The organism is Streptomyces sp. WAC03905 (assembly GCF_057371075.1).
Window position 1 is genome coordinate 975,748 of the sequence record NZ_JBXYDZ010000003.1, and the last position, 13,754, is coordinate 989,501.

16 protein-coding genes and 1 pseudogene are annotated in these 13,754 nt (G+C 69.8%); 14 read left to right on the forward strand and 3 right to left on the reverse strand.

Translation table 11 applies throughout. The annotated features are described in order from the left end of the window. The first annotated feature begins 9 nt into the window (after window positions 1–9). From AC2RP6_RS07305 to AC2RP6_RS07320, 4 genes are all read left to right on the forward strand, one after another. Window positions 10–690, forward strand: a complete 681-nt coding sequence (locus tag AC2RP6_RS07305; RefSeq protein WP_486445448.1) for a 2'-5' RNA ligase family protein — start codon at window positions 10–12, stop codon at window positions 688–690. Window positions 691–784: 94 nt separating this feature from the next. Next, window positions 785–1,390 carry a DUF5753 domain-containing protein gene (locus AC2RP6_RS07310; protein WP_486445449.1) on the forward strand — a complete coding sequence of 202 codons (606 nt, stop codon included), beginning with the start codon at window positions 785–787 and terminating at the stop codon, window positions 1,388–1,390. Window positions 1,391–1,561: 171 nt separating this feature from the next. Further along, window positions 1,562–1,963, forward strand: a complete 402-nt coding sequence (locus AC2RP6_RS07315) for a hypothetical protein (RefSeq protein ID WP_486445450.1) — start codon at window positions 1,562–1,564, stop codon at window positions 1,961–1,963. Window positions 1,964–2,004: 41 nt separating this feature from the next. Beyond that, the gene (locus AC2RP6_RS07320; RefSeq protein WP_486445451.1) at window positions 2,005–2,454 is read left to right on the forward strand and encodes a hypothetical protein; all 450 of its coding nucleotides are present in this window, start codon (window positions 2,005–2,007) and stop codon (window positions 2,452–2,454) included. 47 nt (window positions 2,455–2,501) lie between these two features. Here the strand turns inward: AC2RP6_RS07320 and AC2RP6_RS07325 are convergent, their stop codons facing one another. The 3 genes from AC2RP6_RS07325 to AC2RP6_RS07335 all read right to left on the reverse strand — a co-directional run bounded on the left by AC2RP6_RS07325 (window position 2,502) and on the right by AC2RP6_RS07335 (window position 5,189). Continuing rightward, window positions 2,502–2,972, reverse strand: coding sequence for an NUDIX domain-containing protein (locus tag AC2RP6_RS07325; protein ID WP_486445452.1), 471 nt, complete (start codon window positions 2,970–2,972; stop codon window positions 2,502–2,504). Between the two features lie 234 nt (window positions 2,973–3,206). Then, entirely contained in the window at window positions 3,207–3,632 is a 426-nt protein-coding gene (locus tag AC2RP6_RS07330) for an acyl-CoA thioesterase (protein WP_471272540.1), read from the reverse strand. Between the two features lie 222 nt (window positions 3,633–3,854). Next, on the reverse strand, window positions 3,855–5,189 hold the full coding sequence (locus AC2RP6_RS07335; protein WP_486445453.1) for a helix-turn-helix transcriptional regulator: 1,335 nt from the start codon (window positions 5,187–5,189) through the stop codon (window positions 3,855–3,857). 933 nt (window positions 5,190–6,122) lie between these two features. On the opposite strand from AC2RP6_RS07335, the pseudogene AC2RP6_RS07340 reads away from it, so the two are divergent. The 10 genes and pseudogenes from AC2RP6_RS07340 to AC2RP6_RS07385 all read left to right on the forward strand — a co-directional run. Continuing rightward, window positions 6,123–6,470: pseudogene (locus tag AC2RP6_RS07340) on the forward strand (hypothetical protein); the annotation flags it as partial. A gap of 421 nt (window positions 6,471–6,891) precedes the next feature. Next, window positions 6,892–7,212: a hypothetical protein gene (locus AC2RP6_RS07345; RefSeq protein WP_486445454.1), complete on the forward strand. Its 321-nt coding sequence runs from the start codon at window positions 6,892–6,894 to the stop codon at window positions 7,210–7,212. After that, window positions 7,209–7,970: an ATP-binding protein gene (locus AC2RP6_RS07350; protein ID WP_486445455.1), complete on the forward strand. Its 762-nt coding sequence runs from the start codon at window positions 7,209–7,211 to the stop codon at window positions 7,968–7,970. Before AC2RP6_RS07345 ends, AC2RP6_RS07350 begins: the two co-directional genes overlap by 4 nt. A gap of 159 nt (window positions 7,971–8,129) precedes the next feature. Then, window positions 8,130–8,852, forward strand: a complete 723-nt coding sequence (locus AC2RP6_RS07355) for a WhiB family transcriptional regulator (protein WP_486445456.1) — start codon at window positions 8,130–8,132, stop codon at window positions 8,850–8,852. After that, window positions 8,843–8,968 carry a hypothetical protein gene (locus tag AC2RP6_RS07360; RefSeq protein ID WP_486445457.1) on the forward strand — a complete coding sequence of 42 codons (126 nt, stop codon included), beginning with the start codon at window positions 8,843–8,845 and terminating at the stop codon, window positions 8,966–8,968. Before AC2RP6_RS07355 ends, AC2RP6_RS07360 begins: the two co-directional genes overlap by 10 nt. Next, entirely contained in the window at window positions 8,965–10,458 is a 1,494-nt protein-coding gene (locus AC2RP6_RS07365; RefSeq protein WP_486445458.1) for a DUF2637 domain-containing protein, read from the forward strand. Before AC2RP6_RS07360 ends, AC2RP6_RS07365 begins: the two co-directional genes overlap by 4 nt. After that, entirely contained in the window at window positions 10,455–10,646 is a 192-nt protein-coding gene (locus tag AC2RP6_RS07370) for a hypothetical protein (RefSeq protein WP_366449166.1), read from the forward strand. Before AC2RP6_RS07365 ends, AC2RP6_RS07370 begins: the two co-directional genes overlap by 4 nt. 174 nt (window positions 10,647–10,820) lie before the next feature. Continuing rightward, window positions 10,821–11,489 carry a plasmid mobilization protein gene (locus AC2RP6_RS07375; protein ID WP_486445459.1) on the forward strand — a complete coding sequence of 223 codons (669 nt, stop codon included), beginning with the start codon at window positions 10,821–10,823 and terminating at the stop codon, window positions 11,487–11,489. Next, on the forward strand, window positions 11,486–13,216 hold the full coding sequence (locus AC2RP6_RS07380; protein ID WP_486445460.1) for a relaxase/mobilization nuclease domain-containing protein: 1,731 nt from the start codon (window positions 11,486–11,488) through the stop codon (window positions 13,214–13,216). The genes AC2RP6_RS07375 and AC2RP6_RS07380 overlap by 4 nt, the downstream gene beginning before the upstream one ends. Before the next feature lie 87 nt (window positions 13,217–13,303). Beyond that, window positions 13,304–13,720 (forward strand): hypothetical protein, encoded by a 417-nt coding sequence (locus AC2RP6_RS07385; protein WP_486445461.1) that lies wholly within the window; start codon window positions 13,304–13,306, stop codon window positions 13,718–13,720. The last annotated feature ends 34 nt before the right edge of the window (window positions 13,721–13,754 follow it).

A 13,754-nucleotide genomic window follows, 5' to 3' on the forward strand; every position in this document is an offset into this window, starting at 1 on the left:
ATGCCTACGATGGAGAAGTTCACTCCGAAGTTCCAGGGCAAGTCCTGGCCCAACGCCGCCCGCGTCCTGCACGTGTATGCCTGTCCGGACCTGCACGCCGACCGTCAGCTGGCCCGCCTGGTCGGCGCCTGCTACGACGCGATGCGTCCTTTCCCGATCACCCCGATGGTCGACGGCACACTGCACTGCACCATCGAGATGGTCGCAGACACCACCTCAGACAAGATCACAGCCGAGGAACGCGCCGAACTCGTCACGGCGCTGCGCGCCCACCTGTCCGGCACCGGCCCGCTGGACGTCCTGGCTGGCTCCCCGGTCGCCAACCGCTTCGGCGCGTTCTTGGACTTGACGCCCGACGACGCCCTGGTCGAGCTGCGAGAGCACGTTCGTGATGCCATCCGCGAGGTCCGCGGGCCCGGCGCGCTCCTCCACGACGGCGGCAGGCCCCACGTCTCGCTTGGGTACGCCTGGGCCGAGGCGTCCTCCGACGCCCTGCAGGCGGTACTTCGGCGGATCTCCCCAAGTCACGCTCCCTTCCGCTTCGGCACCGTGCAGCTGCTCGACGTGCTCTTCCAACAGCAGCCCCGTCCCGATGGGGAGACGGCCTGGGAGCTGTCATGGGAGCCGGTGGCGGCCATCGCGCTCACCGGAGGTGCCACCAGTGCCCGGCAGCCGGCAGCCACTGGCTGACCGCCAACCGGCCTTCCCTCACCGGCGCCCTTCCGGCCCGGCCAGGCCGCCCGAGCAACCGACCTCGACACCGCACCCACCACCAAGGAGCCGCATGTCCGACACCGCTGCCGCTGCCCCGAACTGGCCCGCTCTGCTCGCACAGGGCACCGGCCCCACCCAGGTGGCCTTCCGCCAGCTCGTCGAGCAGACCCTGCACTACCACGGCTACAGCCCGGACCTCGTTTGGGGCAACCTCCAGACCCGCGAATACGCCGAGGAGGTCCTGCGCCTGGTCGTCGACCTACACGATGTCCCGCGCGACATCGAAGCCGGCGCCGCCGAACGCGTCGCCCGCGCCCAGTACATCGGCACCGGCGGCCGGACCTACCACGTGCTGCTCGGCGAGCAGGCCCTCCTCACCGGCATCGGTGAACCCGCCGTCATGCGCAGGCAGCTCGAACGCCTGCTGGAAACACTGTCTTGGCCGGGCCTCACCCTCGGCATCATCCCGGCCAGGGCCAGGCTGACCGTCTACCCGGGCGACGGCTTCGGGATCTTCGACGGCACACGGGTCGAGGTCGAGGGATACCGGGGAGGCGAGACGATCAGCGACCACCGCGTCCCGGTCTTCCACCGTGCCTTCGACCGGCTCCACGAATGCGCCGTGTACGGCGACGATGCCCGGGCCCTCATTGCCGAGGCTCTGCGGACCACCTGACCCGGAATCCCCGGCCCGGTATAGCTGGTCATGGCGGCGGGCGACGAGTCGTCGCCCGCCGCCATCCGGTTCCGCTCACCGCCGCGCCCGGGTGTTCGCCACTTCCCGCATTCGCACGTGTAGCCACACCACCGCTGGGTACTGTCGTGCTTCGCGGATCTGGAGGCCGACGTGACGACCACTATCAACATGGACATCGAGTGCGAGATCACCGGAACCTGTGAGAACCCGGCGCTTCCAAGCTGGCACTACGCTCATCGTCCCCACGGCATTACCGTCCGCGCCGTCCTCGAGCTGCAGCTGACGCCCGACCATACGGACGCCGATCGCGCAGTCAAACACACCGAGTTCGGCTCTGCCTTGCAGGAGTGGGCCGGCCGGATGTGGGGCCAGGACCTCAACGGCGTAATGCGCATCCCGAACATGTCGCTCGAGCGCATGGCGATCTGGATTTTCGACCGGTGGGCGCGGCACTACCGAGATCTGGTAGCAGTGCGCCTGCAGGACTCACAGAACCCGTCCGTTTGGGTCACCTATCAACCCACCGACGGTAAATCCGCCACCGAGCTCTAGCGTTCGTACCTCCGCGACCGTTCATGCGGTGTGGCCGGGTCGTGGTGGAGCAGCCGTGGTTCGGCGTCGAGGTTCACTCGGTCGAGGTCTCGGCGGAGGGCTGCTGCGACAGAAGCGAGATCGGGTGCTGCGGCTGTGTAGAGGTTCAGGCGGTCGTGGAGGTAGTCGCGCCATGTGGGGTGGCGGGTGGCTCCGGCGAGACGTCCGACGTGGGTTCCTCCGATGGCGTGTACCCGGGCGAGCGGGTCGACGAGGTCGTCCAGGAACCTGTCGGCGCGTACGGGTTGGGCCTGCACTGCGCTCTGCGCGGTCCAGGCTGGCCGGGCTTCCAGATCTTCGTCGAGGAGGTGGGGGCTGGGGGCGCGGTGGTGGGTGAGGAGTGCGAGGGCGGCGGCTTCGTTGGCGGCGCGGGCCGGATCGCTGTAGTGCTTGAGGACGTACGGCTCGCGTCCGCCGATGTACCAGACGCGTGTTGGCCTGGCCGGTGCTGATTTCGGTGGCGCCTTCGGGGACGCGGCCGTCGATCGTCGCCATGGGGTCAGGCGAGGTCGCCGAGATAGCGGGCGGGAAGCTCGCCGTGCGCGAGGTCGGCGATCAGGGGGCGCAGGCCCTGAGGCAGCAGGTTGAGGCCGGTCACCTTCTCCAGCTCCACCCATTCCAGGCCGGCCTGCGCGTCGTCCTCGGCGTGGCCGCCGAGCTGGTCCACGGTGCCCTCGGGTCGGCATAGGAAGATCGCTTCGACCCGGTGGTCTTCCGGGGCACCGTCGTGGTTGGCGCCGATGTACTCGCGCAACCACAGCAGACGCTCGGGGGTGACGTCCAAGCCGGTCTCCTCGTGGAGCTCGCGGCGGACCGTGGCGTCGAGGGCCTCGCCGGGTTCCTGGCCGCCGCCGGGCAGGAAGTAGCAGTCCTGTCCCTCCCAGTGAGCGCGCTGGAGCAGGACAAGGCCGTCGTGAAGGACGACAGCCTTGGCCGCGCTGCGGATGGTTGCGGTAACAGGATCAGCCACAGGAAACTCCCACGCGTGATCGGGTGTTGGCTGTTCAGTCTTACCGACCCCGAGGCGGCGTCCGGTTGCCTTGGCCCATATCAGCCGCCACGTCCGGCCAGCCGGATGAAGGGCTGGGGGCTGACCGCGACGAGCATGATCGGCCGCGCTGCGGTAGAGCATGACGCCACGTACGTGGGACCGAACCTGCACCCTCCGCCCGGCCCACAGCTGCAGGCAACCCAGGGCGATGGTTCAGCTGCCCACTGCCTGGGGGTTGTCGGCGTAGCTATTGAACACTTCGAGCTCATCCTGCTCGAAGCGGCGGATGCCGCCGCGGATGGAGTCGTAGCCGGCCACGACCGCGGTCGCGGTGGCGTAGACGTGATCGTCGTCCTTCACCTCGAAGTGGAAGGTGATGGACACCCGCTTGACGTCGGTCACCCAGGCTTCGATGCGGACCGGGGTCTCCCAGGTCTCAAGCGGGTACTGATAGCGGATGCTCTGCTCACGCAGGAGGAAGTTGCGGGCCAGTCGCTCGGTGGGATCGCTGGGAACCAGCATGCTGAACATGCGCATGCGGGTCTCTTCCAGGAGGACGCCGTAGCGGCTGGAGTTGAGGTGTCCGTTTGCGTCGAGGTCCGACCAGCGAACGGGGCAGTCGTAGGTGTACCGGGACACGGTGGCTCCTGAGGGCTGTGGGATCTGCCGCGCCTCCGAGGCGCTGGCCGATCCGAGGACGGACTGGCGTAGTCGTCGTCGCAAGAGAAGCGGTTCATGGGCACGGCCGTCCGGACGATCTCTGCTGCCCGGATGGCCACGCCCGCCCCCTGCCCTCGCACGGAGACGGCGCCAGCGGTGACACTAAGTTGTCTTCAATGCTCATTCGGCCAGCCACACCAGCTAGTGGGCCAAGTCCTCGCCCTCTTGGAGGCTCTCGGAAATCTCACGAAGGAGGGCGGCCCGGAGGTCTGCCTGCGGTAGTTGATCCTGGAGCCGGCTGAGGGCCTCTCGGTCAGATGCAGGGAGTGAAGCGCGCAGCAGAATCTTCAGCTCAGCCCGAGCTTGGGGGCTAATGTTCGCCGGCTGAATGCGGTCTACCACCGCACCGGCCCCAAGCTGCGTTATGCCCCACTCTTCAGGCGCTTCTCGTACGGCCCACACCACGGAGTGGTTCTCGGGCGAGAGGGTGAGTTGGCACTGCGGGCCCACCAATTCGCTGAGCGCGGGGAGCGCAACACCCCCGGGGCCGGCGAGCGCCGCGGCTTCGTCGGCACTGTCGACGACCAGGCGGGCCGTGAGCGCATTGGCCGCGCGGCGCCGGGCAGCGTCCGCTTCGGCCTGGCCGGTTGGGTGCTGGGCCGGGGCGGCCCAAGCATTTCGCCTTCCACCGAGGGCGTCGATCTCGTCGTCAGAGGACTCGGCCTCGACCCAGGTGATCACGACGAAGCGGCAGTGGGGCATGCTGGCCGGGTAGAGAACGTGACTGACGACCTCGACCGTTTCCCAACCGAGCGCCGGGATGATCATACGGAACACATGGCCGTCACGGTCGGCCTCTATGTCGGCCTCCGTGCGCCAGATCCTGTCCACGTCGGAGTTGCGGCGGACGTCTGCAATCAGCTCGGCCAGCTCCGCGTTGTCCTTGTGGGTGGCCTGTGCGAACTTCAGCAGCCGGACGTAGGCCATCGCATGCTTGTCCCAGTCGTGGTACTGGGTGCGGGCCTCCGGGTTCGTCAGCGCCCAGCGCATCAGGTTCGCCTGCGGCTCCATGACCCACGGCCACCACTCGGCCATGGCCTGGTTGTACGCCAGAACGTTCCAGTTGCGGTCGGTGAGGTAGGTGGGCGAGGGCATCTGCCGATCGATCAGTAGCCGCAGGGCCCTGCGCAGCTCGGGGCTGGCACCGACAAGCGGGTCGTCGTCCAGCGTCGTCCCAATGTTGTACAGCAGCAGGGCGTGGCGCTCGCTCTTGTCCAGCTGGAGGACGTCCGCCAGCGCGTCGCACTGGGCTTTGGTGAACCGCGGCGGAGTCGCGCCCTTCTCCACGTTGCGGTAGGTCCGGACTCCCATGCCGAGGGCCCTCGCGACCGGAGCCTGGGTGATCCCGGCCGCTTGGCGCCAGTTCTTCAGCCAGCCGCCGAACCCCATGAACTGGCCGGCGAGCTCCTCGCCGCGCGTGCCCTTGTTCTCGGCGTGGTCATCGCCGAAGGGGGTGGATGTCCCCTGAGCAACCATGAGGCTCTTCCTTGTCTTCCCGTATTCCACGGGGACACCTGACGCGGACATGAAAAAAGAGGGGCAGGCGCGAATGCCGGCCCCCCCGACCTGGTGTCTCCCACAAAGACGATACGACGACCTTTAACGCTTTCCACAATTTGTGGCCTCGACCACAGGAGTGTTGGTTAAATCTGCAACCACACCCGACCGCCGCCAAGGCCCTTCCATGACGAATCTGGACATTCCCTCGCCAGTGGATTCCCATGATCGGCAAAGCGGCAAATCCTTGCCGCTTTTCGCTGTAGCGACATAAATGATCACTCGCACCTTTGCCAGGCATCCCCGAATGATCACGCACCACCACTCAACCACCCTTCATTGCAAAGGTGTTACTCAACTTCATCACCTAGTCTCCACATCCTCTACACGTCGCTCTACGCGCGTGGACTCTGCCTTGAGGCACCGTTGACGAAGGCTTTGCCTGCGGGCTTAAATCCAGACCTGACCAGCCCGGTACAGCGCGACAGCCTGCCGGTTCACAGCTGGTCAGAGCATGTGCGGGAAGTTGTATGGGGTTGTAGAGCTATCTCTGGACCTTGGCGCAGCCTGCCCATATGTTCGTCGTCGCTCGCCGGGCAGTCCGCCCGGCCAACGGGGGGATCGGGGGAGAGCCATGTGTAGTGCGTGCACCAGCCGCGCGGGTTAAACCGCAGATACAGCGACGGCGCCTGAGAGGGCCAACTCTCAGACGCCGAACGCTCACGGTGCTCCTACCCAAGGCAAGGGCCGGAGACCACCTTCATCCGCACCGATCCTTCTCACGGGACCATCGGTGCGGCTTCACTGCACAGGAGAGTGTTGCATGACGCCTGCCCAGCGCAAAAGGCCAAGTTGTTCGGCCCGCGCGTCCACGGCCCCCTTTCGTAACCCCGCCCGCGGGGGTGCTGCCTGATGGCCCGCATCCGGACGATCAAGCCCGAGATGTTCTTGTCGGAGGATCTCGCCTCGGTCGACATCAGCGCGATGGTCACTTTCATCGGGCTGCTGACGCAGGCGGACGACAACGGCCGCTTCCTCGCCCACCCCGCGATCATCGCCGGTTTCCTGTGGGCGCTGCGCGCCGAACACACCCCGGAGCATGTTGCCAACGATCTGGAGCAGTTGGAGGCAGCCGGGCTGATCTGCCGCTACATCGGGTGCGACGGCAAGAAATACCTGCACATCGTGACGTGGGAGAAGCACCAGAAGATCGACCGGCCGTCCGCCTCTCGGGTATCACGCTGCCCGAAGCACCAGACGCACCAGCGGTGCGGCGGGTGCACGGCCGAGAAGCAGCGGCCCTGCCCGGTCTCCCAGCCTGCCATGGTGCAGGTGCCGGCCACGCCTGCGGGAATCACCGGTCCGGTTCTGCAGGCCTCGGCGCACCCTCGTCGAGCCATCGATCATCCGGTTTCGCCCCCATCTGTGCTGGCGGCCGCATGCGGCGCCGAAGCGGCCGGGGGAAGCTCCTCCTCTGAGGAGGCCTGCAAGACCCGTTCGGACGGAGCCTCCGGCGGAGTCGGAAGAAAGTGCAGCTCAGGAGGCATTCGTCGAGCCCTCGACACAGTCTCGCGAGGGCTCGTCGTCTGGATCTAGGATCTTGGATCCTGGATCTTTCCCTAAGGGGGGCGATGCCCCCGCGCACGAGGCGGCTCCCGAGCCTGGCTCGACGAAGGCCCTGGTGGCCGAGTACGTCAGCAGTCACGTCCAACGGCCCCCGAAGGACGTGATCGGTCTGGTCGGGCGCCACGTCAAGGGCCTCCTGGAGGAGGGCTTCGAAGCCGAGGTGATCCGGGCCGCTCTGGAGCGGCTGCGGTTCAAGAACCTGCATCCGAGCGTCCTACCGAGTCTGGTCAACGAGGCCCTGAACGCCGCACCGTCGCATGCCGCCGCTGGGGTGTCGTCCGCCTCCGGCGCGGGGGCCTGGGCCCACGCCTCGGGCTACACGCCCTACATGAACCCGACCACGCCGGAGCCGACCACGTTCGGAGGCAGCCTGTGAACCGCGCCCGCCTGACCGACCCGCTGCCCGTGGTCTCCGACCGGCTGCGTGAGCGCCTGGCCGCCCGCCTGGCCGAGCGCGGCATCGATGTGGCCACCGCACCGGTGCTGCCGGACACGCCGGAGCCGATCCCGGCGCTGGAGGCCGCCCAGAAGCGGATCCCGTACGCCTACCGGGAAGCCGTCCCCCGGCATCCGCAGGTCGCCGCCTGGGTGCGGACCATCGCGGACGCCGCCGTCGCCCCGGCAGCGGAGGATCTGAACTCCCAGTGGGGAAGGCCGGGTCGCCGGCGGATCGCGCACGGCCCGTCGCTGCTGCTGTGGGGCGGCACCGGGATCGGCAAGACGCACGAGGCGTACGGGGCGGTCCGGGCCCTGACGGCCGCCGGGTGCGGGGTCGAGTGGCACGCGACGACCGCCGCGGACCTGTACGCGGAGATGCGCTACCGGTCCGGCGTGGACCCCGAGCACATGCTGCGGCGGATCATGCGGGTGCCCCTGCTGGTCCTGGACGACCTCGGCGCCGCGAAGACCTCGGAGTGGACGGAGGAGATCACCTTCCGGCTGGTGAACTGGCGCTGCCAGAACCGTATGCCGACGATCTTCACCACCAACCTGCCGCCCGTACGCGACGACCGCATGGACAAGCACCTCCCGGTACTGCGCGACAAGGTAGGCGACCGGGTCCTGTCCCGCCTGTCCGGCATGTGCACTGCGGTGGAGTTCACCGGACCCGACCGCCGCTTCCAGCGCGCCTGACCGGCCCCCGCGCCCGGCACACCTTCCCCGGCACGGCACCGCCGCCGTCGCCCTCCTGCCCCGCCTACCACTGGCATCCAAGCCGCACCCCGGCCTAACCGCGGGTGCCGTGCTGCCCTGACCGCCGGCTGGTGAGGCGTACCCGAAAGACAGCTCCCGATGCGCACGATCACCTCCAACACCACTCCCCCGCCGACCCTGCGGGGCATCTCCGACCACAGCTGGCACGCCCGCGCTGCCTGCCACGGCATGGACCCGGACTCCGCCGACGAGCTGTTCTTCCACGCCCCCCGCGACCGCTGGGCCATCCGTGAGGCCCTGGAGACCTGCGGCATGTGCCCCGTCCGCCAGGACTGCTTCAACTACGCCCTCGACAACGAGGAGAAGGAAGGCATCTGGGGCGGCATGACCGCTGACGAGCGCCTCCACTGGCACGAGAAGACCGAGCACCGGCTCGACTACGACCGCGTGCTGTCGGTGATCAACGGCCGCAGCATCCAGCTCAGCGAGCACGAACGCAGGACCTTGATCCGGTACGCGGCTGCCCAGGGCTGGAGCCCCGAACGCCTGGCCTTCACCCTGCAGGTCAGCCTCAACTGGGCCCGCGACGTCCTGCGCGAGGAAGCCCGCGCCATCGAGGACCGCGACAACTTCAACGTCGTCATCGACACCAACCCCTTCGCCACAGCACGCCAGGCCGAAGTCGACGGCGTCGAACCCTCCGGTGCAGGCCTACGCCACGACGGCGACGGTCCCGAACGCGACCGCAGCAAGCAGACCCCCGAACCCGTGTCCCGACAGGTCCACACCGCCGCCCTGATCAACGACTTCCGAAAGGCCACATGCCTGCCCGCCACCACCACGCCGTCGCCATGCCCCTGAGCACCCTGCGCACGGCAACCGCCGCCGTCGGCATCTCCGCAGCAGCCGTCTCCTACGACGACCCCCGCCAAGCGGCCGACGCCAGCACCACGACGAACGGAGGCACCACCCGATGACCACGCAGAGCGCCGAGCGCTACGTCCTGATCACCGCCGGCACCGTCATCGTGGCACTCACCGCCGCCGGGTTCTGGCTCTCGTACGCGCACCTGGCCGAGGTCGCCGGCCTGCACGGCCTGGGCAACTCCCCCATCCGCCAGTGGGCCTGGCCCGCCACCCTGGACGCCTTCATCGTCACCGGCGAACTGCTCATGCTGCGGGCCGGGCTGCGCCGGGTCACCGACTGGTGGGCCATCGCCCTGACCACCACCGGCTCGGTCGGCTCGATCGCCCTCAACGTGGCCGGCGTGAGCGGCGCCGGCACCGCGCCGGTGCCCCTGCTGAACTACGTGGTGGCCGCGATCCCTCCGACTGCCGCTCTGCTGGCCTTCGGTGTCCTGATGCGCCAGCTCCACCAGCTCGTCGCAACCCCCCAGCCCAACCAGCGCCCGGACGGGGACCGTGCCCAGGCAGCCGCCACGCCGGGACCGGCCGCCAAGGACGAGGCAGTCGGGGACCGGATGGTCCCCGGATGGAGCCCGGGCACCCAGCACGACGGGGACCGGGCGTACCGGACGAAGGCCTCCATCGGAGGGGACCGCCCCCACACCACCGAGGGGACCGGCCACGGTCCCCTCCGAGACCGCACCACCACGGTCCCCGACACCAGCCACGATCCCCACACGGTCCCGGTCCCCAACGGGGACCGTCCCCACGGAAACGCCCATCGCGCCGGAGGGGACCGAACCGCCACCGCCGGGACCGTCCCGCACGGCAGCGACCACGGTCCCCGATCGGTCCCCAACGCCGCCGTCCCCCAGGGGGACCGCGCGTACGGGACCGAGGGTTCCGCCGCAGGGGACCGTCCCCGCACCGAGGGGCCCGTCCCCGGGACCGGCCACGGTCCCCTCCAGAACCGCACCGCCACGACGGCGGACACCGCCCTCGGTCCCCAAACGGTCCCGGTCCCCAGGGCTGCGGTCCCCAGCGGAGACCGTCCCCGGCACGAGCGCACCCTCGCGGTCCCGGGCACCGGGGACCGCCTGTGGGCTGGGCTGGGGACCGACGCCGAGGGGCCGCGTCCCCACCCGGTCCCCGAAGGGGACCAGGACGGCGACGGGGACGGGGACCGGGACGAGGCTGGGGACGGGGACCGCGGTGACGGCGAGGACGAGCCCGCCACCGGGGACCAGGGACCGAACCCCGCAGCCATGCGCACTCGGGACCGTGCACGGGACCGGTCCCGCACGCCACGGGGACCACGGCCCCGAACGGGACGGGGACCGCGGTCCCGAACCCGCCTCTCGGAGGACGAGATCGTCGACCTGCTGCGCCCCCATGTCCCGGCGGCCCTCAAGCGGGACGGCAACGAGTCCATCACGCGGGTGCAGCTGCGCCAGATCATGCGCGAGCACAGCATCCCGATCCGCAACGACCGCCTGACCCCGGTCCTCGCTCGCCTGCGCGACGAGAACGCCGCGTCCACGAAGAGGAGTTCCGCCCGATGAAGACCTGCCGCACCTTCAACCGCATCAAGTCCGGGTTCGAGACGGAGATGGGCCAGATGAGCAACCACTCCGTCCGCCACGCCGGCACCAGAACGGGCAAGTCCAGCGCCGGGTTCGCGGCCGGCGCCAAACAGCGCATGGCCAGGGCCCTCACCCAGCACTACGCACACTGCCCCGAATGCGGCTGACACCGCAATATCCGCAGGTCAACCGCCTGCACAGCAACACCTGACACTCGGGTGGCCCGGTCACAGGCCGGGCCACCCCGCCCCCCTTGCACCCGTCCACGCGAGCAGCAAGACAGGCAACCCCGACAGGCACCCCACACCACTGGCCAGCCCAGCAACGAGGACCGCAACCCCATGACCAGCCCTAACACCACGCCCGCAACCGAGCGCGCACAGGCGAAGTCCAACTCGACCTCGACGCGAGCAAGTTATACCTTTTGTAGTACTCCCGTCGGGAGTACTACAAAAGGAGTCCCCGCCCCGGGGGTGGCGGGACCGGTCCAGCGCCAGGGGGCGCAGGACCGTGGGGATGCGGCCGAGGGCGGACCGCATCCCGAAGGGGAGACGCATCCCTGCCACAACCCGCACTGCGCGCATCGCACGCCCTCGCTCCAGCCGACCGCGCGTAACCGTCCGCGCAAGCCCCCTACCGAGAAGCGAACACGCTTGATCGCCAGTCGTTTCAACGACGCCGAGCGCGCCTGCCTCGTCGCCGCCGCCGAAGCCTGCGCGATGACCACGTCCGGCTTCCTCGCCCACGCCGCCCTCAGTGCCGCCCGCGACCTCACCCGCACCGCCGAGCAGATCGCCGGCGAACGCGAGGTGATCGACGAGCTGTTCGCGCTGCGCCGGCACCTCGGCCAGATCGGCAACAACCTCAACCAGGTGGCCAAGGCCACGAACTCCGGTGCCGAGGCCGCCAACGCCGAAGCCGTACTCGCCGCCGTCAAGCGAGCCGCAGCGCGGGTGGACGCCTTCACCCTGCGCTTCACCGCCACCGGCACGGAGGACGCCGCCGGATGATCCCCCGAGTCCACAAGCGCGGCACCCGCACCATCGGCCTGCTGTACTACCTGTACGGGCCGGGCACCCACGAGGAGCACATCGACCCGCACCTGGTGGCGGCCTGGGACAGTCTCGCCCCCGACCCCGGCCGCGATCCCGAGGCCACGTACGCCGACCTTCAGCAGCTCCTCGACCTCCCGCTCGCCGGGGTGGCGGAGGGCCGCCGTCCGGCCAAGCACGTGTGGCACCTGTCGGTCCGGGCCGCTCCCGAGGACCCGGTCCTGTCCGACGAGCAGTGGGGCGAGATCGCCCGGCGGATGGTGGCCGCGACCGGCATCGCCCCGGTGGACGGGGCACCGGGCTGTCGCTGGGCGGCCGTGCGGCACGCCGAGGACCACATCCACATCATCGCCACCCTCGTCCGCGAGGACGGCCGAAAGCCCCGCCTCCACAACGACGCCGGCCGCGCCCAGGCCGAAGCCCGCCTGATCGAAGCCGAGTACGGGCTCAAGCAGCTCAACGCCGGGGACGGGACGGCCGCCCAGCGGCCCACGAGCGCCGAGCGCCACAAGGCCGACCGGAAGCAGCGGGAGCGGACCCCGCGGGAGGAACTGCGTGAGACCGTGCGCCGGGCGGTGACCGGCGCCGTCGGCGAGGAGGAGTTCTTCGGGCGCCTCGCCGCCGCCGGCCTGCTGGTACGCCGTCGTACCGCGCCGTCCGGGGACCTGCTCGGCTACACCGTCGCCCTGCCGGACGACCGCAACAAGGACGGCGAGCCCATCTTCTACTCCGGCAGCAAGCTCGCCCCCGACCTCTCCCTGCCCCGCATACGTGAACGCTGGAGCACCCCGGACAGCACCGGCCAGGACAACGGCACCACTCCGGTGCAGCCCGCCGCTCCCCCGGCCACCGGGCCGGCCGCTGCCCGTCGCTGGGCCACGACCGCGGCATGGCAGGCGATGCTGGTCATCGACCACGGTGACGACGGTGACATCGCCGCGCAGATCGCGGCGGCCGGGGAGATCCTGGACGCCCTGGCCAAGACCTCCGCCGCCCACACCCGCAAGGAACTGCGCGACGCGGCCTTCGTGTTCGAGCGGGCCGCCCGCTCCCACATCCGCGCCGTACGCGGGCACGACCGCGCCCTGCGCCAGGCGGCCCGCGACCTCGTTCATGGCGGCCCGGCCCTCGGGCGCGGCGAGGACGGCGCCACCACCGCCATGCTCATCGACATGGCGTTCTTCCTCGTCACCGCCGCCGCCAACTGGCACGGCAAGAAGCAGCACGCCCAGCAGGCCGAGGCCGCCCGCCAAGCCGCCGAACACCTGCGGACCGCCTACCAGGCCGCAGCCTCCCAGCCCATGGCCGTCCTCCACCACCGCGGACGCCTGCTGCCTCTGCCGCTGCAGCGCCGCCACACCCTCTTGGTGCGGCAGGCGCTGCCGGAGCTGGCCGAGCAGATCCTTACCGAGGCGGGCTGGCCCGCGCTCGCGGCCACCCTGGCCGACGCCGAAGCCGCCGGCCACGACCCCGCCCTCCTGCTCACCGATGCAGTAGCGCGGCGGGAGTTGGACAGCGCGTCCTCCGTCAGCGACGTTCTGGTGTGGCGGCTGCGCCGCGCCGCAGACCTCCCCGCCGACGCCTCCACCCAGCCGCTCCCCGGCGCCGCCGCAACCCCGGCATCGTCGCGGTCGCGTACGAGCAGGCCCGCAGAGAACCGTGGTGACCGCCGCCGGGGCCGGTGACCTGTTCATGAATTTGCTAGTTGCGGCAGGTCACGGGGTTGGTGCACCATCTCCCGTGCCCGGCTGGATCAGGACGAGGGGGAACTGATGCTTCGACGCAAACGTGAACGACAGCAGCGGCTGCAAGCGCAGCGGCAGTGGGAAGCCTGGGACGCCATGCACGTCGAACCGGCACCACTGTCGTCCGGACAGGCCGCTGCCCTGGTGGTGGAGGACTTCCTGCCGGCCGACCTGCGGATGCCGAGTCGTGAGGAGCTGGCCGGGATCCTGATGCCCTACGAGGTGCCCCTCGTCATCGACGACGAGGTCCACGCCTGCGCCGACTGCGGCGCCTACCGGGGGTGGATTGTGGCCAGCACCCGCGACGGGGTGTGGCTGCGCTGCCCGGCCGGCCATGAGAAGCCCGAGCCCCGCCTGGATGCGGCCTGGTTCAACCGGGTCAGCGGTCCCATCACCGAGCAGCATGCTTCCTACGAGGAGTGCCTGCGCCACCTCGGGCACTGAAACACGGCCCCTGCCACCACCCCGACATCTGCCG

Bases quoted from the DNA above. Each gene is read 5' to 3' on its own strand.
- AC2RP6_RS07305 (WP_486445448.1), top strand. From the start codon at position 10: ATGGAGAAGTTCACTCCGAAGTTCCAGGGCAAGTCCTGGCCCAACGCC.
- AC2RP6_RS07310 (WP_486445449.1), top strand. From the start codon at position 785: ATGTCCGACACCGCTGCCGCTGCCCCGAACTGGCCCGCTCTGCTCGCA.
- AC2RP6_RS07335 (WP_486445453.1), bottom strand. From the start codon at position 5,189: ATGGTTGCTCAGGGGACATCCACCCCCTTCGGCGATGACCACGCCGAG.
- AC2RP6_RS07355 (WP_486445456.1), top strand. From the start codon at position 8,130: ATGCGCACGATCACCTCCAACACCACTCCCCCGCCGACCCTGCGGGGC.
- AC2RP6_RS07360 (WP_486445457.1), top strand. From the start codon at position 8,843: ATGCCCCTGAGCACCCTGCGCACGGCAACCGCCGCCGTCGGCATCTCC.
- AC2RP6_RS07365 (WP_486445458.1), top strand. From the start codon at position 8,965: ATGACCACGCAGAGCGCCGAGCGCTACGTCCTGATCACCGCCGGCACC.
- AC2RP6_RS07370 (WP_366449166.1), top strand. From the start codon at position 10,455: ATGAAGACCTGCCGCACCTTCAACCGCATCAAGTCCGGGTTCGAGACG.
- AC2RP6_RS07375 (WP_486445459.1), top strand. From the start codon at position 10,821: ATGACCAGCCCTAACACCACGCCCGCAACCGAGCGCGCACAGGCGAAG.
- AC2RP6_RS07380 (WP_486445460.1), top strand. From the start codon at position 11,486: ATGATCCCCCGAGTCCACAAGCGCGGCACCCGCACCATCGGCCTGCTG.
- AC2RP6_RS07385 (WP_486445461.1), top strand. From the start codon at position 13,304: ATGCTTCGACGCAAACGTGAACGACAGCAGCGGCTGCAAGCGCAGCGG.